The sequence below is a fragment of the Clostridium sp. AF27-2AA genome (assembly GCF_003478505.1).
Taxonomy (GTDB): Bacteria; Bacillota; Clostridia; order Lachnospirales; family Lachnospiraceae; genus Brotaphodocola.
This window is the reverse complement of record NZ_QUFI01000041.1, coordinates 1-21,792: the sequence shown is the minus strand read 5'-3', so window position 1 is coordinate 21,792 and position 21,792 is coordinate 1. Positions and strand designations below refer to the sequence as shown.

The window sequence follows — 21,792 nt, the reverse complement described above, 5'->3', positions numbered from 1 at the left end:
AGGACGATGACCACGACCACAGTGGCGAAACGCCGGAGGAGCATGCGGCGCACGCCCATGAGGACGATGACCACGACCACAGTGGCGAAACGCCGGAGGAGCATGCGGCGCACGCCCATGAGGACGATGACCACGACCACAGTGGCGAAACGCCGGAGGAGCATGCGGCGCACGCCCATGAGGACGATGACCACGACCACAGTGGCGAAACGCCGGAGGAGCATGCGGCGCACGCCCATGAGGACGATGACCACGACCACAGCGGCGAAACGCCGGAGGCGCATGCAGCCCACAGCTATGAGGAAGATACACGCAGCTGCGTGGATAACGACGGCCATGAGGAAGAAATCGAGTACGACGAGCATATCTGGACTTCCCCGGTCAATGCCATGAAACTCGTGGATGTGATTGGTGACACACTGGCCGAGGCAGATCCGGCCCATGCGGACACATATCATCAGGGGGCAGAAAATTATAAAAAAGAACTGGAAGAGATTGACTCAGGCTTTCGCGAGGTTTCCGCAAACCGTAAGCGGAACATGATTGTCATGGGGGATAAATTCCCGTTCCGTTATCTGGCAGATGAGTATCAGCTGGACTACCGGGCAGCCTTTTCCGGCTGCAGCTCTGACACAGAGCCAAGCGCGAAGACCATTGCCTATCTGATCGATAAAGTGAAGGAAGAGCAGATCCCGGCGGTTTATTACCTGGAGCTGAGCAGCCACCGGGTTGCCGAGATTATCGGAGAGGAGACCGGGGCAGAGCCTCTGCTCTTACATTCCTGTCACAATGTAACCCGGGCGCAGTTTGACGCAGGTATTACCTATGCTGGACTGATGCGCCAGAATATTGAGAATTTACGAAAAGGAATCGACTGATGAATCCGATTATCAAATGCGAACACACTGATTTTGGATACGAAAACCACGATGCAGTCATAGATCTGAACCTGGAAATATATCCTGGGGATTATCTCTGCGTGGTGGGAGAGAATGGTTCAGGAAAAAGTACCCTGATCAAAGGAATGCTCGGCCTGTTAAAGCCGACTGGGGGAAGTCTCAGCGTGGCAGATGAATTAAAGCGCGGCGGCATCGGCTATCTTCCCCAGCAGACTGCAGCCCAGAAGGATTTTCCGGCTACGGTACAGGAGGTTGTGCTGTCCGGAACCCTGAGCCGCCGTGGAAACCGTCCGTTTTATTCCCGGGCAGAGAGGAAGCTGGCAGCCCACAATCTGGAACGACTGGGTATTGAGCATCTGAAGCAGAAATGCTACCGGGAACTCTCCGGCGGACAGCAGCAGCGCGTTCTGATCGCGCGGGCACTCTGCGCCACCGAACAGCTTCTGATCCTGGATGAACCGATTACCGGACTGGATCCATCCGCGATCCAGGATTTTTACCATTTAATTAAGAAGCTGAACAAAGAAGACGGGATCACCATCATCATGGTATCCCACGATATCGGCAATGTGATCAGCCAGGCCAACAAGATCCTGCATCTGCACCGCAGGGTTGTATTCTGCGGAACCGCAGAAGCATACAGACAGAGCGTGGCCGGAAAAGAATTTCTGGGAGGTGACGAGGTATGAGTATGATCTCTGAAATGCTTTCCTATCCCTTTGTGGTACGCGCCCTGGTGGGAGGCATCCTGGTGTCTTTATGCTGTGCCCTTCTGGGGGTAAGCCTGGTACTAAAGCGCTATTCCATGATTGGAGACGGACTCTCCCATGTATCTTTTGGCGCACTCTCTATTGCTGTTGCGGCCGGCTGGTCGCCGCTGAAGGTTTCCATCCCGCTGGTGGTGCTGGCAGCGTTTTTCCTGCTCCGTATTACCGAGCATGGAAAAGTCAAAAGTGATGCGGCTATCGCCATGATCTCAGCAAGCTCCCTGGCTGTCGGAATTATCGTTACATCTTTGACAACCGGTATGACCACTGATGTCAGCAGCTATATGTTCGGAAGTATCCTGGCTATGAGCCGAGAGGACGTGATCCTAAGTGCTGTGCTGTCCATCATTGTACTGTGTTTGTTTGTGTTCTGTTACAACAAGCTGTTTGCGGTTACCTTTGATGAGAATTTCGCAAAGGCTACCGGTGTGAATGTAGAGCTTTACAACGTGCTGATTGCCGTGCTGACGGCAGTCACTATTGTTCTCGGCATGCGGATGATGGGAGCCATGCTGATCTCCAGCCTCATTATCTTCCCGGCGCTGACCGCCATGCGGATTTTTAAAAGCTTCCGAGGCGTAGTGATCTGCTCCGGTGTGCTGGCGGTTGTATGCTTTCTGTTCGGCATTATCTTCTCTTACGGATGTTCTACCCCGGCCGGTGCCAGTGTGGTGCTGGTGAATCTGGCAGCGTTTATCGTGTTCAGCGTGGTACAGAGCCTGCTGATGCGGGTGACAAAAAAGTAAAAATATTACAACAAAACAGGACCGAAAAATCCGCTCGGATTTTTCGGTCCTGTTTTGTTTCTATTATGAATAAATTTTTCTCAATAAGAAAATATACAGTTAGCAATACCTAACAAAATTGAAAAAAATGCGAGAAAGTTATTGACGGCTAACTTCGGTTAGCCTATACTAATCTCAAGTTAGCGAGCACTAATTGTCTGTCACTGTGCGCTGACATATGAGATTGCAGATATGCATATTAAGAAAAAGAAAGAAGATGAATGATGATGCCACTTACTATGGCGCCGGTTGGCCAGGCAAGCAAGATCCAGAGAGTCGGAGGAAACGATGAAACCAAGCGTTTTCTTGCAAATCTCGGATTTGTGGTTGGATCTGAGGTAACAGTTATTTCCGCGATTGGAGGCAACGTGATCGTGAACATTAAAGATTCCAGAGTTGCAATTAACCAGGATATGGCTCGTCACATTATGGTAGCGTAAGCTTTCCGTGAGTGCGTAACTATATACAACTGAGATTTATCTGTCGTTTTGCTGTGGCACAGAAATAAGCGGATGGCAGTGATTTTTGGGAAAGGAGAATAAGACGATGACTTTAGGTGATGCAGCAGTTGGAAGTACCGTTGTGGTAACCAGGATCAGTGGTGATGGTGCTTACAAGCGTCGTATTATGGACATGGGTATCACGAAAGGAAGCGAGCTTTACATCAGAAAAGTTGCTCCTCTTGGAGACCCGGTTGAAATTACCGTCAGAGGCTATGAGCTTTCTGTCAGAAAAGACGATGCTCAGTGCGTAGAGGTAAAATAATTGAACCACATAACATGACAACAACGAGGAAAGAGAGCGAGGAAAAAATGGCAATTAAAATTGCACTTGCCGGAAACCCGAACTGTGGTAAAACAACCATGTTCAATGCCCTCACCGGTGCAAACCAGTACGTAGGTAACTGGCCGGGGGTTACGGTAGAGAAAAAAGAAGGTAAATTAAAAACCAAAGGAAAACATGAGGATGTGATCGTAACAGACCTTCCGGGTATTTACTCCATGTCTCCGTATACACTGGAGGAGGTTGTCAGCCGTGACTACGTTCTGAAGGAGAATCCGGATGTCATTGTGGACCTTGTGGATTCCACCAACATCGAGCGTAACTTATATTTAACGACTCAGCTCATTGAGACTGGCGTTCCGGTAGTTATCGCACTGAACATGACCGACCTTCTGGAGAAGAGAGGCATGAAAATTGACGTTGCACGTCTGTCCATGTTAATGAACTGTCCGGTTGTGGAGACTTCCGCTTTAAAGCAGACCGGTCTTGACAAGCTGATCGACAAGGCCGTTGAGGTTGCCCATAAAAAAGAAGCTGACCTGCCGAAGGAAATCTTCTCAGAAGATCTGGAGAAGGCTGTCGCTGCGGTTGCCGAGGTTCTTCCGGAGAGCATTTCTGCTGACAAAAAGAGATGGTACGCTGTCAAATTCCTTGAGAACGACAGCAAGGTTGTTGAGAGCGTGGCACTTCCGGCATCTGCAGCAGGCGTTGTAGAGTCCGCAAGAAAAGAGCTTGAAGAAAAGCATGATGACGATATGGAGAGCATCGTAACCGACGAGCGTTACAAATTCATCCAGAAAGTCGTTTCCTCTTCCGTAAAGAAGGGCAAAGACAAGATGACTGTATCCGATAAGATCGACCAGATCGTAACCAACCGTATCCTGGGTATCCCGATCTTCATCGCGATCATGTGGGTTGTTTATTACATATCCGTAACGACGGTTGGTACTGTTGTTACCGACTGGACCAACGATACCTTTGTAGGCGCGATCCAGGAGGCAGCAGGAACCTTCCTCACCAATGCAGGCGCAAGTGATTTCATCATCAGCCTTGCTGTTGACGGTGTCATCGGCGGTCTGGGTGCTGTGCTTGGCTTCATGCCGCAGATGGCAATCCTGTTCCTGTTCCTGTCTATCCTTGAGGACTGCGGCTACATGGTACGTATCGCCTTCGTTATGGATCGTGTGTTCCGTCACTTCGGACTGTCTGGTAAGAGCTTCATCCCGCTGCTGATTTCTTCCGGCTGCGGTATTCCTGGAATCATGGCCTCCAAGACCATTGAACAGGACAATGACAGACGTCTTACCATCATGACCGCTACCTTCGTTCCGTGCGGTGCGAAGCTTCCAGTTATCGCTCTTATGGGCGGTGTTATGGCCGGTTATGTAACCGGCTGGGATATTGCCGGCTTTATCACCCCGCTCATGTATTTTGTAGGTATCGTTGCAGTGTTAGTTGCAGCAATCATGTTAAAGAAGACCAAGCCGTTCTCCGGCAAGCCGGCTCCGTTCGTTATGGAGCTGCCGCAGTACCACATCCCGTCTGCAAGAACTGTGCTTCTGCATGTATGGGAGAGGCTGAAGGGCTTCTTCATCAAGGCAGGTACGGTTCTGTTCCTGGCCTGCGTAGTGATGTGGATCTTAAGCACCTTCGGTATTCAGGATGGCGCATTTGGTATGGTTGAGGATTCTGCAGACAGCCTTATGGCTATCGTCGGCGGTGCTATCGCTCCGCTGTTCGCACCGCTTGGCTGGGGCGAGTGGCAGCCGGTTGCAGCTGCGATCTCCGGCTTCAGCGCAAAAGAGGGTATCGTTTCTACCATGGGTGTACTTGCAAACGTTGCAGGTGATGTCGCGGATGCAGATACCGTTGCAGCAGGCGTTGGCATGTGGTTCCCGACCGCTCTGGCAGGCTTCAGCTTCCTTTTGTTCAACCTGCTTGATTCTCCGTGTCTGGCAGCAATTTCTACCATGGCAAAAGAGATGCAGAGCCGTAAGTGGTTCTGGTTCGCAATTGTGTTCCAGAACGTATTTGCTTACGCTGTAACCCTGGTCATTTACCAGATCGGTTCCTTCTTACTGTATGGTACCTTCAGTGCCTGGACCGTGATCGCATTCGCAGTACTGCTGTTCATGCTGTTCATGCTGTTCCGCCCGGATCCGTACAAAGATCAGAAGACCTACGCCAAGAGATCTGTACAGGCTGCTTCATAAGCAATCTGAATTTATATTTGAAATCTATATTGAAATTGAATTTTGCAGCTCCGGTTTTCACCGGCCGGGGCTGTGCTGAAAGAAGGGAAATGAAGTGTTAGCAGATATTGTTGTGGTGGCCGTCATCGCCGGATATTGTTTTTATGTGATCAAAAAGCATCACGATCAGAATAAGTCGGGCGGATGTACCGGAGGCTGTGCCGGCTGTGCTGGCTGTGCAGGCTGCCATCCTTCCGCCCCGGATTCGAAAAAAAATAACTGATTTCAGAAGGGCAGTGCCGCTGCCCTTTCTGAAAAAGCGAGAGTTAGCAAAAACTAACCAAAAGAACCCAAAGGAGGTACTTTATGTCAGCTGAGGCAAAAAAAGGATTTATTATTTCTGAATTGAAAAAGAATGGCTGCCGGATTACCAGCCAGAGAAAGCTTCTGATCGATGTGATCTTACAGGATGAGTGCAGCTGCTGCAAGGAGATTTATTATAAAGCAGCAAAGCGTGACCCAAGTATCGGTATGGCTACCGTTTACCGTATGGTAAAAACGCTGGAGGAGGCAGGTCTGATCCAGAGAAAAAACATGTACCGCATTGATTACGATATGGGAGAGCGAATGGCGTTTGCATGAAAGGAAAAAGAAAAGGGGTGTTAATGAGAAAATTTATCATTAACAACCCTTTTCTGCCTTTATTAAGAAATTTTATCAATAAAACTCTTGAAAATTAGAATTCGATGCGTTACAATACGCGTTAAACAAAAAATTAAAATACTTATGAGGAGGAATCCAGTCATGTTAAAAGTTTTAAAAGCATTAGATATCAAGAAATCCGGAGTGTTCGCAGCAGGTGTCCTGTTTGGTACGGCAGGTGTTAAGATCCTTGCAAGTGAAGATGCCAAGAAGGTTTACACCAACTGCACAGCAGCTGTCCTTCGTGCAAAAACATGCGTTCTGAACGTAGCAGCAAGCGTACAGGCTAACGCAGAGGATATCCTGGCAGAGGCTCAGCAGATCAACGAGGAGCGTGCGGCAAAGGCTGAGGCTGCGGCCTTCGCTGATGAGGCAGCAGAGGCTGAGGAGAACGCTGCAGAGGCTGAGGAGAACGCTGCAGAGGCAGCAGACGCTGAGTAATTTCGTACCATTTACCAGGCAGAGACAACCGTAAAAAAGCATGCGCTCTGTTTTGGAAACAAAGCAGGAAAAGGATGCACGATCATGCTCTGCATCCTTTTTCATTGCCGGAAATGGCTTAAATGCGCTGCCTGGCGCATTGATTACTGACAGAAAACGTTACGAAAATAGTAACGAAAAGGTAACTATTCAGTAGGTCTGCGTATTTACTGCGCTGACCGTAAGAAAACATAGGATGGCAGGCAAAAATCCCATTGCCACAGGCAATTTTCATGGATTTTTGCTCGTGACTGTGAAGGTACTGAGCAGTTACACGAAAAGAGGAATACACTATGAAATTTGTGATCAAACATGAGATCCGCGGAAGAATCCGTGTTCAGATCCTGCAGGGCCGCATGAGCATTGAGCAGGCAGACATCCTGCAGTATTATTTTAACGCAAAACCATACTCCATTTCCGTAAAAGTGCGGGAGCGTCTGAGTGAAATTGTGATTCATTACGATGGTGACCGGGAAACGGTTGTCCGTGATCTGCAGACATTTTCCTACGAAAAGGCAGAAGTTCCGGAGTCTTATATCCAGAATTCCGGCCGTGCCCTAAACAGCGAATACTGGGAAAAGCTGATGACCCGTGTCATCATGCGTGTGGGAAATAACCTGTTTTTACCTGCAGGCGTCCGGGCTGTCATTACCTCCGTGAAATCTGTAAAATATATCTGGAAGGGAATCTGTACGCTGGCAGCCAGAAAGATCGAGGTTCCGGTCCTGGATGCAACCGCCATTGGTGTTTCTATTATAAGAAGTGATTTTGACACAGCCGGCTCTGTCATGTTCCTGCTTGGCATCGGCGAGATCCTGGAGGAATGGACCCACAAGAAGTCGGTGGGTGACCTGGCGCGCAGCATGTCCTTAAATATTACCAAGGTATGGCTGGTAAGTGATGGACAGGAGGTCCTAGTTCCGACCACGACAATCCAGAAATCGGATCTGGTACGCATTCATATGGGCAATGTAATCCCGTTTGACGGCGAGGTGGCAGACGGCGAGGCTATGGTTAATCAGGCATCCTTAACCGGTGAGTCCGTTCCGGCTGAAAAAACGAAAGGTGCCACGGTTTATGCAGGTACTGTAGTGGAAGAGGGAGAGATCACCATCCGTGTCAAAGAGACTGGAGGCTCCAGCAAGTTTGATAAGATCGTGACCATGATCGAGGAATCTGAAAAACTGAAATCTTCCCTGGAGGGTAAGGCAGAGCATCTTGCAGATACACTGGTTCCTTACAGCCTGCTTGGCACCGGCCTGACCTGGCTGATCACCAGAAACACAACCAAGGCACTTTCTATCCTGATGGTAGATTTCTCCTGTGCCCTGAAGCTGGCTATGCCGATCTCGGTGCTGTCCGCGATCCGCGAGGCCAATATGTACGACATTACGGTGAAGGGCGGCAAGTATCTGGAGGCTATGGCAGAGGCCGACACGATCGTCTTTGATAAGACCGGTACTCTGACCAAGGCACAGCCGACTGTGGTCGATGTGGTTTCCTTTAACAATATGACAGGTGATGAGCTTCTGCGCATCGCAGCATGTCTGGAAGAGCATTTCCCGCATTCCATGGCAAAGGCTGTGGTCGATGCGGCAAAGAAGAAGCATCTCGTTCATGAGGAACTGCACAGCAAGGTAGAGTATATTGTTGCGCACGGCATTTCCACCACACTGGAAGATAAGATGGGAGATAAAAAGGCTATCATCGGCAGTGCGCATTTCGTTTTTGAGGATGAAAAATGTACCGTTCCGAAAGGCAGACAGGAAGTATTTGATGCTCTTGCGCCGGAATACTCGCATCTGTATCTGGCCATCGACGGTGAACTGGCTGCTGTCATCTGCATCCAGGATCCGCTGCGTGAGGAAGCCCGCGATGTCATTGCTTCCTTAAAAGAGGCGGGTATCAGCAAGGTTGTCATGATGACCGGAGATAGTGAGCGTACTGCTAAAGCCATTGCGGCCATGGCCGGTGTAGACGAGTATTATTCGGAGGTGCTGCCGGAGGATAAGGCAAGCTTTGTGGAAAAAGAAAAGGCTGCGGGGCGTAAGGTCATCATGATCGGTGACGGTATTAACGATTCCCCGGCGCTTTCTGCCGCGAACGTGGGCATTGCCATCAGTGACGGCGCAGAGCTGGCCAGAGAGATCGCGGATGTGACCATAGGCGCAGACAATCTGTACGAGGTGGTAACCTTAAAGCTGATCAGTAATCATCTGATGCAGCGTATCCATTGGAATTACCGCACGATCGTCGGCTTCAATGCCGGACTGATCGCTCTGGGCGTTCTGGGAGTGCTCCCACCGGCAACCTCTGCCCTCCTGCACAATACCTCTACCCTGCTGATCAGTTTAAAGAGCATGCAGAACCTGCTTCCTGAATAAAGCAAGCTGTAGTTGAGAATCTTTCCTTAGAAGCACTTCAGACAACTTTAGAAAAAGACTGGACTTGCCTGGGAATATCGTTTATGATAGTAGTAATTCCCTTACTGGGACAGGAGGTTGTTGTTGTATGCATGAATCAGGGGAAAACTATCTGGAAACAATACTGATGATCAAGGAAAAGAAAGGAGTTGTCCGTTCCATCGATGTGGCGCGCGCACTGAATTTCAGTAAGCCGAGCGTCAGCAGAGCTATGGGCCTGCTGCGGGATCAGGGGTTCATTTCCATGGAACAGGGCGGTGACATCCAGCTTACAGAGGAGGGCCTTGCCAAGGCGAAATCCATCTACGCACGTCACCTTCTCCTGACTGCTTTTCTACAGGAAGTAACCGGCGTTTCGGAAGAAATGGCTGAGGAAAATGCCTGCCGTATGGAGCACATTCTGGATCAGGAAGTGGTCGACGGGATCAGTACCTACATGTCAAAAAGCAAATAGAGCAAAGAGTATGCCGGGCATGAGCTGCCCGGCATATTGACATTCTGCGTATTTTGTGACAGAATGGAAAACGGTAGCGGCTGCTAACGGCCGCTTTGGAAGCAGCATTAAGGATTATGAAAGAAAAGAAGGGATCATCATGACAAAGATTGATATTATCTCCGGCTTTTTAGGAGCAGGAAAAACTACATTTATTAAGAAGCTTTTACAGGAAGCTATCAAGGGGGAGCAGGTTGTCCTTATTGAGAACGAGTTTGGCCAGATTGGTATCGACGGCGGTTTCTTAAAGGATTCCGGTATCGAGATCCGTGAGATGAACTCCGGCTGCATCTGCTGTTCCTTAGTAGGTGATTTCGGCAAGTCTCTGGAGGAGGTACTGACCAAGTACAAACCAGAGCGTGTGATCATTGAGCCATCCGGCGTAGGCAAGCTGTCCGACGTTATGAACGCAGTCCGCGATGTAGCCAAGAACCTGGATGTGAAATTAAACAGCGCGGTAACCATCGTAGACGCCACCAAGTGCAAGATGTACATGAAAAACTTCGGTGAGTTCTTCAACAACCAGATCGAGAATGCCGGTACTATCGTAATGAGCCGTACCGATGTGGCTGACTCCAAAAAGGTGCTGGCAGACGTGGATCTGTTACGTGAGCATAACAAGGACGCAAGCATCGTGACTACCCCGATCGACCAGCTGACCGGAGCACAGCTTTTAGAGCTCATCGAGAAGCCGGATACCATGATGGAAGAGCTGCTGGCCCAGGTGAAGGAGGAGCATGCGCACCATCATCATCATGACCATGACGGACATTGCAGCTGCGGCTGTGAGGACGATGACCATGAAGACCATGATCATGAGGAGCATGAGCATCATCATCACCACGATCACGATGGTGAATGCGGCTGCGAGGATCATGACCATGCGCACCACCATCACGATCATGAGGAGCATGAGCATCATCATCACCACGACCATGATGGTGAGTGCGGCTGCGAGGATCACGACCACGAGCACCATCACCACGATCATGATGACGAGTGCGGCTGCGGCTGTCACGACCACGAGCATCACCATCATCATGCTGATGAGGTATTTTCCAGCTGGGGTCTTGAGACCATCGATGCAGTGAACAAGGAGCAGCTGACCGCGATTCTGGAGGAGCTGGCTTACGGCAACGAGTACGGTGATGTTCTCCGTGCCAAGGGCATGCTTCCGAGTGAGAAAGAGGGCGAGTGGTACTACTTCGACATGGTTCCGGAGCAGTATGAGATCCGCACCGGAGCACCGGATTATACCGGTAAGGTATGTGTCATCGGCGCAAATTTAAAAGAGGTCGAGTTAAAGAAGGCGTTCGGCAGAAACTAACTGCCCGGACCGAATGGGAAAGGCGCTGATAAGATCAGCGCTTTTCTGAAAAAAGAAAAGGACAGGTACAAAATATGGGACCAATGATTGACGATGAAGTAACGCCGGTATTTCTGATCAACGGGTTTTTAGAGGCAGGAAAGACCGAATTTTTATCCTTCACCATGGATCAGGATTACTTCCGTACGGACGGAAAGACCATTCTGATCGTGTGCGAGGAGGGTGATACCGAATACGATGACGCGCTGCTTGCAGACACCAAAACCTCTGTTGTTTATGTGGACAGCCTGGATGAGATTACTCCGGACCGCTTGACGGAGCTGGAGCTGCTGCATCAGCCGGAGCGTGTGCTGATCGAGTGGAACGGTATGTGGAACCAGGACGATTTAAAGCTTCCGAAGGACTGGACCATTTACCAGCAGATCACCATCATCGATATGTCTACCTTTGAACTGTATGTGAAGAACATGAAGTCACTGCTGAATGCTATGGTGAAGAACTCCGAACTCATCATCTGCAACCGCTGTGATGGAATCGAGGATCTGGACCGCTATAAGCGCATGCTCAAATCCATGAATACCAAATGTGATATCGTATTTGAGGACGAGAATGGAGAGATTGACGAGATTTCAGAGGAAGATCTTCCGTATGACATGAAGGCAGATGTCATCAAGATCAGCCCGGAAGCATACGGCATCTGGTATATTGACTGCATGGACAAGCCAGAGCGCTATAAAGGCAAGGTAGTGGAATTTACTGCCATGGTCATGAAATCCTCCAATTTCCCGAAAAACTATTTTGTTCCGGGACGTATGGCCATGACCTGCTGCGCGGAGGATATGACGTTCCTGGGATATATCTGCAAATCCAAGGATGCCCGCAATCTGGAAACCAGACAGTGGGTAACGGTGCGCGCGCGGGTTGAGATTGAATACTGGCAGGATTATAACGGTGAAGGCCCGGTTCTCTACGCAGAGGAAGTAGTGCCGGCTGAGCCGATCAAGGATGTTGTACAGTTCGGTTAGGAAATTCAAGAATTGAAACCGCATTGCGGCATGCCATGAATTCTTCAAAGAAAAAGGAGTTTTGCGGACAGAATCTGCAAAACTCCTTTTTCGTAAGTCGCTGATTATTCGATGGTGGTTCCGGCCTTGCCGTTTACTGCTTCTTCAGCCTTTGCCATGGTAGTAATGATGGCGCTGCGGCCTTTGCCTGCCTTCAGGAAGGAAAGGGCTGCGTTAATCTTTGGCAGCATGGAAGAGGTGCCAAACTGGCCTTCCTCAGCGTATTTCTCTGCCTCTGCCACAGTCATATGGGAGAGCGGCGTCTCATCTGCTTTGCCGTAATTTACACATACCTGCTCCACATCGGTCAGAATCATAAGCACATCGGCATCGGTCTCTTTGGCGAGAAGGCCGCTGACCAGGTCTTTCTCGATGACCGCGCTGGCACCGCGCAGCTCACAGCCCTGTTCCATGACCGGAATACCGCCGCCGCCGCAGGAGATGACAATCTGGTCTGCGTCCATAAGGGTACGGATGGTATCAATCTCGACAATGCCGACCGGCTTTGGAGCGGACACGATACGCTGCCAGCCCTTGCCGGGAACCTCAGTCACGTAGTTGCCTTTTGCTTCCTCAGCATCGGCTTCCTCTCTGGTCATATAACGGCCGACTTTTTTCACCGGATTGTAAAAGGATTCGTCATACGGGTCTACCATAACTTGGGTGAGGACGGTAGAAACTGGTTTGTAGATGCCTCGTTTTAACAGGGCAGAACGGATGCCGTTCTGAAGATCATAGCCGATATAGCCCTGGCTCATAGCCGAGCAGACGGACATGGGAGCAGGGGTGTAGCCCTCGCCCTCGTGGTTGGAACAAAGTTCATTCATAGCGGTGTGGATCATGCCGACCTGAGGCGCGTTGCTGTGGACAACAGCGACCTGCCAGCCATTCTGGATGAAATCTGCAATTAATTTTGCGGTAGCAGCCACGGACTTTTTTTGCTCAGGGAGATTGGTACCCAGGGCATCGTGACCAAGCGCCATAACAATTCTTTTCTTTGCCATATGATCGAATCCTTTCTGTATGTAATTTTGGGGGTAATCCTGTTTGCGTATGATATGCGCAACAGTGTTTGCGTTCATTATAGTGTTTCTGCTTGAAAATTGCAACCGGTTTATGGTATAGTGAGAGGGCTATATCAGAACGTATGATGATGCAAAAATGAAAAGAAAATTTATGGAAATATCCTATGAAAAACGAAGAAAATAAGGCATTTCGGACGGCTTTCTGGCTGCTGGGACCTCTCATCTTTTATGAACTCTGTACGGAGGCTTCCGCCTGGGTATGTTCTTTATTTGGTACACAGGATGCGCTGCTTGTGACTGGCGGTGGAGCGCTTCTGGCGCTGCCGTTTCTGTATGCGGCATACCGGAAAAAACTGCAGGTGGATGTCAGAGAGCGGGATGCCGGGGCGGGCCAGGTACCACGTACAGACAGGCGCTGGTGCACAGACCAGCCGCAGCGTACAGGACAGTGGCTGTGCACCGGCCAGGCACAGTGCGCCAGATCTTTGCGAACGGGATGTTTTTTTGCAGCCCTGGCTGGCATGGGTGCCTGCCTGGTCCTGAATGTGCTCCTGCAGCTTCTTTTCCCGTTGTCTGACGGGTGGGACAGTACACGGGAGGCCGTATATGGAACGTCCATAGCGCTGCAGCTTCTGGTGACGGTGGTGCTTGCGCCTCTGACCGAAGAACTGTTGTTCCGCGGCCTGATCCGGGCAGAACTGAGAACGCATATGAAACCGCGCACAGCGGCCCTTATGGGCGCCCTGTTGTTTGGCATGTACCATGGTAATATAAGCCAGGGGATGTATGCGTTTTTTCTGGCATTGTGCCTGGAACTGGTGTGTGAATGGAGCAGTTCTTTGCTCCCGGCTGTATGTATGCATGCGGGAGCCAACGCGGCATCGGTTTGTTTTACGGCCCTGATGTCCGGCATGTCAGATGCTTTTTCCATGCGGTTCGCACTGGCTGCCGCAGCTGCGGGAGCAATCCTGACAACGGCAGCGTTATATAAAACCAAGGAGGTTTTTTCTAAATCATGAAATTATTATCCATTGCAATTCCCTGTTATAATTCAGAAGCCTACATGAGAAACTGCATTGAGTCCCTGCTTCCGGGTGGAGATGAGGTGGAGATCCTGATCGTAGATGACGGATCCACCAAGGACAACACCGCCCAGATCGCGGACGAGTACGAGGCACGCTATCCGGGCATCTGCCGTGCCATCCATCAGGAGAATGGCGGCCACGGCGAGGCCGTAAATGCAGGTCTGCGGGCTGCAACCGGTATTTATTTTAAAGTAGTAGATAGTGATGACTGGGTCAACGCAGAAGCTTACAAAGAGGTTCTGGAAACCCTGCGTAGCTTTGTCATGGGCAATCAGACCCTGGATATGCTCATCACCAATTTCGTATACGAGAAGCAGGGCGCGAAGCACAAACGCGTCATGCAGTACCGCACGGCGCTGCCAAAACGCCAGCTCTGCACCTGGAAGGATGTGAAGGTGTTCATGCTGGGCCAGTACATTCTGATGCATTCCGTGATCTACCGTACCCAGATGCTGAGGGAGTGTGGTCTGGAGCTGCCGAAGCACACCTTCTATGTGGATAATATTTTCGTATTCCAGCCGCTGCCGTATGTAAAGACCTTCTACTACCTGGATGTGAATTTCTACCGCTATTTCATCGGCAGACAGGATCAGTCCGTGAATGAACAGGTCATGATCGGCCGTATTGACCAGCAGCTTTTAGTGACCCGCCTGATGCTCGGATACTATCACAGCGCAAAGATCACGAGCTACAAGCTCCGCCATTACATGGTGCGCTACCTGGAGATCATGATGACCGTCTGCTCCATTTTGGCTATTAAATCCGGCACCGATGAGAACATGGAAAAGAAAAAGCAGATCTGGGAAGAGCTGCGGGAGCAGGATCTGGCTCTGTATATGCGCCTGCGCTGGGGCTTTTTGGGACAGAGCATGAACCTTCCGGGCAAGAGCGGCCGCACCGTATCCATTGCCGGCTACAAGATCAGCCAGAAGTTCTTTGGATTTAACTAGTTTATAAAAAATTTAGAATTGACGATAGTTTTAAAATAGTGTATCATTGATTCCGTTAATACTTTACTGAGAAAAAGTAATAATGAGCAAGATACCGGTACACATGTTTGTATCTGTTTCTTACATGAAACAGGGTGGTTTCAAAACAGAGAAGATTTCCGTCCCTGAAATGGGGCGGATTTTTTATTCTGAATATCAGAATGCGCCACTGGCGTATCTGCAGATTACCCGATTTCCGATTGCGCGGGACGACTGCCGACAGCAGGTCTTTCGCATTCCGGATGTCTGAAAATCTTAATTTAAATCAATACATCGAGTGACTGCCGACAGCAGGTTCTTTGTATGCCAACAATTCCGAAACAAAACAGAACAGGTATCACATCAAAGCGAAAGGGGTTATAGGGTATATGAAAACCTACAAAAAATTCATGAACGCCCTCGCAGGCCTGGAAAAGCTGGTGCTGGAAATCGCAACCGTGCTGATTCTCGTCCTGACGGTGGGAAATGTATTTTCACGAAAAGTCATTCATCAGTCCTGGTCTTTTACCGAGGAACTGGTGGTTGCAGTGTTTGTACTGATCACGCTGCTTGCGGCAGCGTTAGCATGCCGGGATGGCGAGCTGGTTAATCTGACTATTCTGACAGATCGTCTTCCGGCGCAGGTAAGAAAAGTGTTTTTGCTTTTCAGCACCATTCTTTCCGTAGCTTTCACCGCAGTACTGTTTAAATATGGCCTGGATAAGGTCATCACCCAGATGCAGAACGGCAAGCGTACCTTCGTGCTGAACTGGCCGGAGTGGATCTTCTGGTCCTTTGTGCCGATCGGTGCAGCCTGCATGATCCTGCATTTTATTGAGTTTTATCTTGACAGCTGTGGAAAGGAGGACAATGACAAATGATCAGTGCAGTATTATTTGTTTCCTTTTTTATTTTCCTGATCATGGGTATTCCGATCGGAATCTGTCTCGGTCTTTCTTCCGTATGTGCGATTCTCTATTCCGGCACATCCTTAACGATCGTGGCAACCAACATGTATTCCGGCATCAGCAAGTTTCTGCTGCTTGCTATTCCGTTTTTTGTACTGTCCGGCAACATCATGGCAAAGGCAGGCATCTCCAAGCGCCTGATCAGGTTCGTTAATACCTGTGTCGGACACAGAAGAGGCGGCATCGCCATCGTGTGTGTAATCGTAGCCTGCTTCTTTGGCGCGATCTCCGGTTCCGGACCGGCTACCGTGGCAGCGCTGGGAGCAGTCCTGATCCCGGCCATGATCGAGCAGGGCGGCTTCTCCGCACCGTTCTCCGCGGCCTTAATGGCAACGGCAAGCTCCATCGCCATTGTCATCCCGCCAAGTATCGCGTTCGTTGTTTACGCATCCATCACCGGTGTTTCCATCGCGGATATGTTTACCGCAGGAATCGTTCCGGGTATTTTAATGGGTGTGGCTTTAGTCATCGTGGTTATGATCGAGGCTCGCAAGAACAACATCCAGTCCAGCCAGAAGCGCGCCAGCGGAAAAGAGCGCTGGGAGGCATTCAAGGACGCGTTCTGGGGACTGTTAATGCCCGTCATCATCCTGGGCGGCATTTACGGCGGTATCTTTACCCCGACCGAGGCAGCAGCCGTATCCGTTGTATATGGTCTGTTTGTCGGCATCTTTATTTACAGGGAAGTAAGCTTTAAGGATCTGCGTGGGCTTCTTGTGGAGTCCGGAAAGACCACCGGCGGCATCATGCTCATTGTAGCAAGCGCCTCCCTGTTCTCCTTTGTATGCACCAAATTCGGCATTGCCCAGGCGGCATCCGATTTACTGGGAAGCATTGCCCACAACCAGTTCACCTTCCTTCTGATCGTGAATGTGATCTTCCTGATCGCAGGCTGCTTTATCGATGCAAACTCTGCGATGTATATTTTCATCCCGATCATGCTGCCGGTATGTAAGGCACTGGGTTACGATGTGGTAGCGTTCGGTATCGTGGCAACCGTGAACCTGGCCATCGGTCAGGTAACTCCGCCGGTTGGCGTAAACCTGTTTGTTGCGATTTCCGTAAAACTGAAAAAAGGCATGGAGGTGGACATTCCGAAAATCTCCCGTGCCGTTATGCCAATGATCGTGGCCTCTGTTATGGTTCTGCTGCTGATCACCTATGTACCGTCTGTTTCCACTTTTCTTCCGAAGGCACTGGCCGGAGAGGGTTCCTACAGTGGAAACGTTGCGGCTTCCTCTGACAGTCAGGCAGATAGTGAAAAAGACAGCGGTCCGGCTGACTTTAACGAAATTGGCGATTACAGTGACTTAGACTGGAAAGAGCAGACCTGGAACTTTACCTGTTCCACCACAGAGACCAGTACCTGGGCTGAGGGTGGACGCAAGTTCGGCGAGCTTATGGAAAAGGCAACCGGAGGCAAGATCAAGGTCAATGTATATGCAGCAGACCAGCTGACTAACGGAAACCAGTCCGAGGGAATCCAGGCGCTGATGAATGGCGATCCGGTTCAGATCTCCATGCACAGCAACCTGATCTACTCTGCGTTTGACCCGCGCTTTAACGTGGTATCCCTGCCATATCTTTTCAGCTCCGTAGAGGAGGCTGATGCCATGTTAGACGGAAGGGCCGGTGATATGTTAAAAGACATCTTAGCCGAGTATGACCTGCACTGCATGGGTATTGCAGAGAACGGCTTCCGCCAGCTGACCAACAGCGTCCGCGAGATCAGATCCGTGGATGATATGAAAAACTTAAAGGTCCGTGTTGCAGGAAGCAACCTGCTCATGGAGTGCTATAAGAGATGGGGCGCAGATGCCACGAATATGAACTGGTCCGAGACCTACACGGCTTTGCAGCAAAAAACCGTAGACGGTCAGGAAAATCCGCTTCCGGCCATCGACGCGGCAAGCGTTCAGGAGGTACAGCCATACTGTTCTTTATGGAACGCAAATTATGACTGTCTGTTCTTCTGTATCAATCAGAAGATTTATGATGCTCTGACACCGGAGCAGCAGGCGGTGGTCGATGAGGCAGGCCAGAAAGCGGTTGATTATGAGCGTTACATCAACCGTGCCGGTGATGAGGAAATCATGGACCGCTGGCAGAATGACAATGGAGTGACCATTACCAGATACGAGGATATGGATGTAGATTCCTTCAAGAATGCTGTTTCCGGCGTAGCTGAGTGGTATCAGAAAGAGCTGGAGAATCAGGGCTACAAGGATGCAGCAGACCTGATCGCAGTCTTTACCGAGAAATCGGACAGCAGCATCGGTGCAGATTCCGTAGAGGATCACAGTGATCTTGCATGGAAAGAGCAGACCTGGAACTTTACCTGTTCCACAACCGAGACCAGTACCTGGGCTGAGGGCGGCCGCAAGTTTGGCGAGCTCGTTGAAAAAGCAACCGGCGGAAAGATCAAGGTCAACGTATACGCGGCAGACCAGCTGACCAACGGAAACCAGTCTGAGGGCATCCAGGCTCTGATCGATGGAGATCCGGTTCAGATCTCCATGCATAGCAATCTGATCTACTCTGCGTTTGACCCGCGCTTTAACGTGGTATCCCTGCCATATCTGTTTGATTCCGTTGAGGATGCAGACGCCATGTTAGACGGTGAGGCCGGTGAGATGTTAAAAGACATTTTAAGCGAGTATGGACTGCACTGCATGGGCATCGCGGAGAATGGTTTCCGTGAACTGACCAACAGTGTCCGCGAGATCAGGTCCGTTGAGGACATGAAAAACCTGAAGATCCGTGTAGCGGGAAGCAACCTGCTTATGGAGTGCTATAAGCGCTGGGGCGCAGATGCCACCAATATGAACTGGTCTGAGACCTACACCGCACTGCAGCAGAAAACAGTGGAAGGCCAGGAGAATCCGCTTCCGGCTATCGATGCCGCAAGCGTACAGGAGGTACAGCCATACTGTTCTTTATGGAATGCAAACTATGACTGCCTGTTCTTCTGCATCAACCAGAAGATTTACGATGATCTGACACCGGAGCAGCAGGCGGTCATTGACGAGTGCGGAGCGCTGGCTACCCGCTACGAGCGTGAGATCAACCGTGCCGGTGACGAGGAGATCATGAAGCGCTGGACTGAAAAGAACGGCGTGACCATCACTTCTCACGAGGACCTGGATATTGATTCCTTCAAGACGGCCGTAGATGGAATTGATGACTGGTTTGTAAATGAGCTGAAGGCACAGAATTATGAGGATGCAGAGGCTCTGGTAGCAGCATTCCGGAAATAAAATTATGATAACAGAATGGAGCATAAAGAAAGCGGATGGCCGGGGAGAAATCCGCGTTTCGGTCATTCGCTCCGCCAGAAAAAGCCTTGGCCTGGAGGTGCGGGATGCCAATACGGTTCTGGCCCGGATTCCGACCCGCGTTTCCGACCGGGAGCTGAAGGCCTTTGTGGAAAATCACCGAAGCTGGATCCTGGAGAAAACAGAGGTCATGGCAGAGCGTGAGGAGAACCGGAAGAGCACACCGGCACCGCCGCCGGAGCTTTTAAGCAAAACGGACCGGATGAAAATCCAGTTAAAAATCGGAAAGCGGGTGCGGCACTACTGTGAGACAATGGGTGTGACAGTCGGTTATGTTACCGTAAAGAACCAGAAGACTCGCTGGGGCAGCTGCAGCGCGAAGGGGAATGTTAATTTCAATTACCAGCTGGCATTTCTGCCGGATGAGCTGCTGGACTATGTGGTGATACACGAACTGGCCCACAGGCACCATATGAACCATTCCAGAGCATTCTGGGCGGAGGTGGAGAAGTATTGTCCGGATTACCTGGAGAGAAGAGAACAGCTGAAAGAGTATTCTTTGTAGGAGGGTGCTATGGCAGATGTAAGAAAACGCATTATTTTCCGTGGCCGCGTGCAGGGCGTGGGCTTCCGCTATACCGCAAAATACCTTGCACAGTCCCTGGGGCTGACCGGCTGGGTGCGCAATGAGTATGATGGAACCGTTCTTCTGGAAATCCAGGGAAGCGAGTATATGATCAATAAGCTGCTGATGGGATTAAACCATAACCAGTTCATTACCATCGAGTGGATGGATACAGAGGAGCTTCCCTTGGACAAAGAGGAAAAGAGCTTTTCTGTCCGGTAGAGCAATATTTTTATAGAAAAAGAGGCGGCTGATGAAAATCAGCGGCCTCTTTTGTGCGTGCGCCTAGCGGCGCACGTTTCTAACGGCTTAAAGTCCCAAATCCGCCCGGTAGTGGGAAGGATATAGCCGAAAGCAAGGGTGTCAAGGGCGACCTCGAATCTGAAGGAAGTTGGATGTGAGGAACATACTAACTCACGGGCATGGATGGAGAGGAAGAAACGTGTGGTACCTAGGGAGGTCTGTGCGGTATGCCTTGAAAGAGGTAACCATTGCATAAAGCAATGCTGAACGCACAGAAGTCAGCAGAGGTCATAGTAGTGTTGTATTAGCCAAAGAGATATGGTATTGTATAGATAGTTTAACAAATCGGAATTTGTAAAGGAGACATTTTTAACGTAACACTGCAAGAATTCCCCCATCCTCTTCAGGTGGTGGGATGAATTGCCTGCATTTGATTCCTAATATGCAATAACTGGCATGATTCGATGGTGCACATAGCTGTGCCGATGAAAAGAACTTATGTTCGATAAAACTATAGACATATAGTGAAAAATATGATAAAATATAATCAGTCGAAATAATAAGAAAGGCTGATTTCTATGAGAAAATTGGATAGTAATGCACATTCGGTGTTTTTGCTATATTACCATTTGATTCTGGTGATAAAATACCGAAAAAAGGTTTTGAATGATCCGATTTCAAATCGGGCAGAAGAAATATTTGAGCATATTGCTCCGAACTATCACATTACCCTGGAATAATCGAATCATGATCAGGACCATGTTCACATCATGTTCCGTGCTCATCCAAAATCGGAACTGAGTAAGTTCATCAATGCGTATAAAAGCGCAAGCAGCCGCCTGATTAAGAAGGAGTACCCGGAAGTCCGGCAAAAGCTATGGAAGGAAATGTTCTGGAGCAAGAGTTTTTGCCTGTTGAGTGCCGGAGGTGCCCCGATTGAGGTCATCCGTCAGTACATTGAAACACAGGGAGAGGGTAAAAGTGAACACCGTGTACCGTTTTCGGATTTATCCGAATAAATCACAAAGGGAATTATTTGCAAAGACATTTGGTTGTGTTCGTTTTGTTTATAACCGGATGCTTGCGGAGAAAAAAGCTTACTATGAGAAAACGGGAAAGAACTTAAGCGTGACACCGGCCAGATATAAATCCGAGTTTCCGTGGTTGAAGGAAGTAGACAGTCTGGCACTGTGCAATGCGCAGCTGCATTTGCAGACTGCATATAAAAATTTCTTTCGTGATGACTCAGCTGGTTTTCCGAAATTCAAATCAAAAAAGAAACCTGTGAGAAGTTATACAACCAATTGTGTGAATGGAAACATCGCCTTACAAAATGGAAGGTTAAAACTTCCAAAAGCTGGCTGGGTCCGCATCAGACAGCATCGGAAGATTGAGGAAGGTTACCGGTTGAAAGGTGCAACCATCACTCAGGAAGCAGATGAACGATACTATGTTGCTTTGTTATATTCCTGCGAGGAACCAGTGAACGAAATCAGGAAAGCAGAATCCGTGATTGGTCTTGATTTTTCCATGAAGGAGTTATATGTGGATTCCAATGGAAATCGTGCGGCATATCCTCATTTTTTCTCAAAAGCCCAGAAGAAACTGGCAAGGGAGCAGCGTAAACTGAGCCACTGTGAACAGGGGAGTAACCGTTATAAAAAGCAAAAGAAGAAAGTGGCACGGAT

At 49.6% G+C, this 21,792-nt stretch carries 21 protein-coding genes and 1 pseudogene; 21 read left to right on the top strand and 1 reads right to left on the bottom strand.

What is annotated here, in order from left to right:
* The 13 genes from DWY84_RS17855 to DWY84_RS15370 all read left to right on the top strand — a co-directional run.
* A partial coding sequence (locus DWY84_RS17855) for a metal ABC transporter substrate-binding protein (protein WP_243024887.1) occupies positions 1-878 on the top strand: 878 nt, incomplete at its 5' end.
* A complete protein-coding gene (locus DWY84_RS15425) occupies positions 878-1,588 on the top strand; it encodes a metal ABC transporter ATP-binding protein (RefSeq protein WP_118534221.1) in 711 nt (236 codons plus the stop codon). The genes DWY84_RS17855 and DWY84_RS15425, both read left to right, overlap by 1 nt.
* The gene (locus DWY84_RS15420; protein WP_118534220.1) at positions 1,585-2,412 is read left to right on the top strand and encodes a metal ABC transporter permease; all 828 of its coding nucleotides are present in this window, start codon (positions 1,585-1,587) and stop codon (positions 2,410-2,412) included. Before DWY84_RS15425 ends, DWY84_RS15420 begins: the two co-directional genes overlap by 4 nt.
* 260 nt (positions 2,413-2,672) lie before the next feature.
* Positions 2,673-2,891, top strand: coding sequence for a FeoA family protein (locus DWY84_RS15415; protein WP_347560172.1), 219 nt, complete (start codon positions 2,673-2,675; stop codon positions 2,889-2,891).
* Between the two features lie 106 nt (positions 2,892-2,997).
* The gene (locus tag DWY84_RS15410; protein WP_118534219.1) at positions 2,998-3,216 is read left to right on the top strand and encodes a FeoA family protein; all 219 of its coding nucleotides are present in this window, start codon (positions 2,998-3,000) and stop codon (positions 3,214-3,216) included.
* Positions 3,217-3,263: 47 nt separating this feature from the next.
* Positions 3,264-5,447: a ferrous iron transport protein B gene (gene feoB, locus DWY84_RS15405; protein WP_118534218.1), complete on the top strand. Its 2,184-nt coding sequence runs from the start codon at positions 3,264-3,266 to the stop codon at positions 5,445-5,447.
* A 94-nt stretch (positions 5,448-5,541) separates the two neighbouring features.
* A complete protein-coding gene (locus DWY84_RS15400; protein WP_118534217.1) occupies positions 5,542-5,709 on the top strand; it encodes a FeoB-associated Cys-rich membrane protein in 168 nt (55 codons plus the stop codon).
* Positions 5,710-5,792: 83 nt separating this feature from the next.
* Positions 5,793-6,068 (top strand): transcriptional repressor, encoded by a 276-nt coding sequence (locus tag DWY84_RS15395; protein ID WP_118534216.1) that lies wholly within the window; start codon positions 5,793-5,795, stop codon positions 6,066-6,068.
* A gap of 162 nt (positions 6,069-6,230) precedes the next feature.
* Entirely contained in the window at positions 6,231-6,569 is a 339-nt protein-coding gene (locus DWY84_RS15390; RefSeq protein ID WP_118534215.1) for a DUF6110 family protein, read from the top strand.
* 332 nt (positions 6,570-6,901) lie between these two features.
* Positions 6,902-8,992, top strand: a complete 2,091-nt coding sequence (locus DWY84_RS15385) for a heavy metal translocating P-type ATPase (RefSeq protein WP_118534214.1) — start codon at positions 6,902-6,904, stop codon at positions 8,990-8,992.
* A 127-nt stretch (positions 8,993-9,119) separates the two neighbouring features.
* A complete protein-coding gene (locus tag DWY84_RS15380; RefSeq protein WP_118534213.1) occupies positions 9,120-9,485 on the top strand; it encodes a metal-dependent transcriptional regulator in 366 nt (121 codons plus the stop codon).
* Between the two features lie 139 nt (positions 9,486-9,624).
* On the top strand, positions 9,625-10,851 hold the full coding sequence (locus DWY84_RS15375) for a CobW family GTP-binding protein (protein ID WP_118534224.1): 1,227 nt from the start codon (positions 9,625-9,627) through the stop codon (positions 10,849-10,851).
* Between the two features lie 74 nt (positions 10,852-10,925).
* Positions 10,926-11,876, top strand: coding sequence for a GTP-binding protein (locus DWY84_RS15370; protein WP_118534212.1), 951 nt, complete (start codon positions 10,926-10,928; stop codon positions 11,874-11,876).
* A 104-nt stretch (positions 11,877-11,980) separates the two neighbouring features.
* On the opposite strand, the gene arcC is transcribed toward DWY84_RS15370, so the two are convergent.
* Positions 11,981-12,919 carry a carbamate kinase gene (arcC, locus tag DWY84_RS15365; protein WP_118534223.1) on the bottom strand — a complete coding sequence of 313 codons (939 nt, stop codon included), beginning with the start codon at positions 12,917-12,919 and terminating at the stop codon, positions 11,981-11,983.
* A 185-nt stretch (positions 12,920-13,104) separates the two neighbouring features.
* Between arcC and DWY84_RS15360 the strand changes: the two genes are divergently transcribed.
* The 8 genes and pseudogenes from DWY84_RS15360 to DWY84_RS15320 all read left to right on the top strand — a co-directional run.
* Positions 13,105-13,959: a CPBP family intramembrane glutamic endopeptidase gene (locus tag DWY84_RS15360; RefSeq protein WP_118534211.1), complete on the top strand. Its 855-nt coding sequence runs from the start codon at positions 13,105-13,107 to the stop codon at positions 13,957-13,959.
* A complete protein-coding gene (locus tag DWY84_RS15355) occupies positions 13,956-14,975 on the top strand; it encodes a glycosyltransferase family 2 protein (RefSeq protein WP_118534210.1) in 1,020 nt (339 codons plus the stop codon). The genes DWY84_RS15360 and DWY84_RS15355 overlap by 4 nt, the downstream gene beginning before the upstream one ends.
* Before the next feature lie 407 nt (positions 14,976-15,382).
* On the top strand, positions 15,383-15,874 hold the full coding sequence (locus tag DWY84_RS15345; RefSeq protein ID WP_118534208.1) for a TRAP transporter small permease: 492 nt from the start codon (positions 15,383-15,385) through the stop codon (positions 15,872-15,874).
* Entirely contained in the window at positions 15,871-19,218 is a 3,348-nt protein-coding gene (locus DWY84_RS15340) for a TRAP transporter large permease subunit (protein ID WP_118534207.1), read from the top strand. The genes DWY84_RS15345 and DWY84_RS15340 overlap by 4 nt, the downstream gene beginning before the upstream one ends.
* A gap of 4 nt (positions 19,219-19,222) precedes the next feature.
* Positions 19,223-19,801 carry a M48 family metallopeptidase gene (locus tag DWY84_RS15335; protein WP_118534206.1) on the top strand — a complete coding sequence of 193 codons (579 nt, stop codon included), beginning with the start codon at positions 19,223-19,225 and terminating at the stop codon, positions 19,799-19,801.
* A 9-nt stretch (positions 19,802-19,810) separates the two neighbouring features.
* A complete protein-coding gene (locus tag DWY84_RS15330; protein WP_118534205.1) occupies positions 19,811-20,083 on the top strand; it encodes an acylphosphatase in 273 nt (90 codons plus the stop codon).
* A gap of 599 nt (positions 20,084-20,682) precedes the next feature.
* Positions 20,683-21,123, top strand: a pseudogene (gene tnpA, locus DWY84_RS15325) (IS200/IS605 family transposase).
* A partial coding sequence (locus tag DWY84_RS15320; protein ID WP_182434969.1) for an RNA-guided endonuclease TnpB family protein occupies positions 21,086-21,792 on the top strand: 707 nt, incomplete at its 3' end. The pseudogene tnpA and the gene DWY84_RS15320, both read left to right, overlap by 38 nt.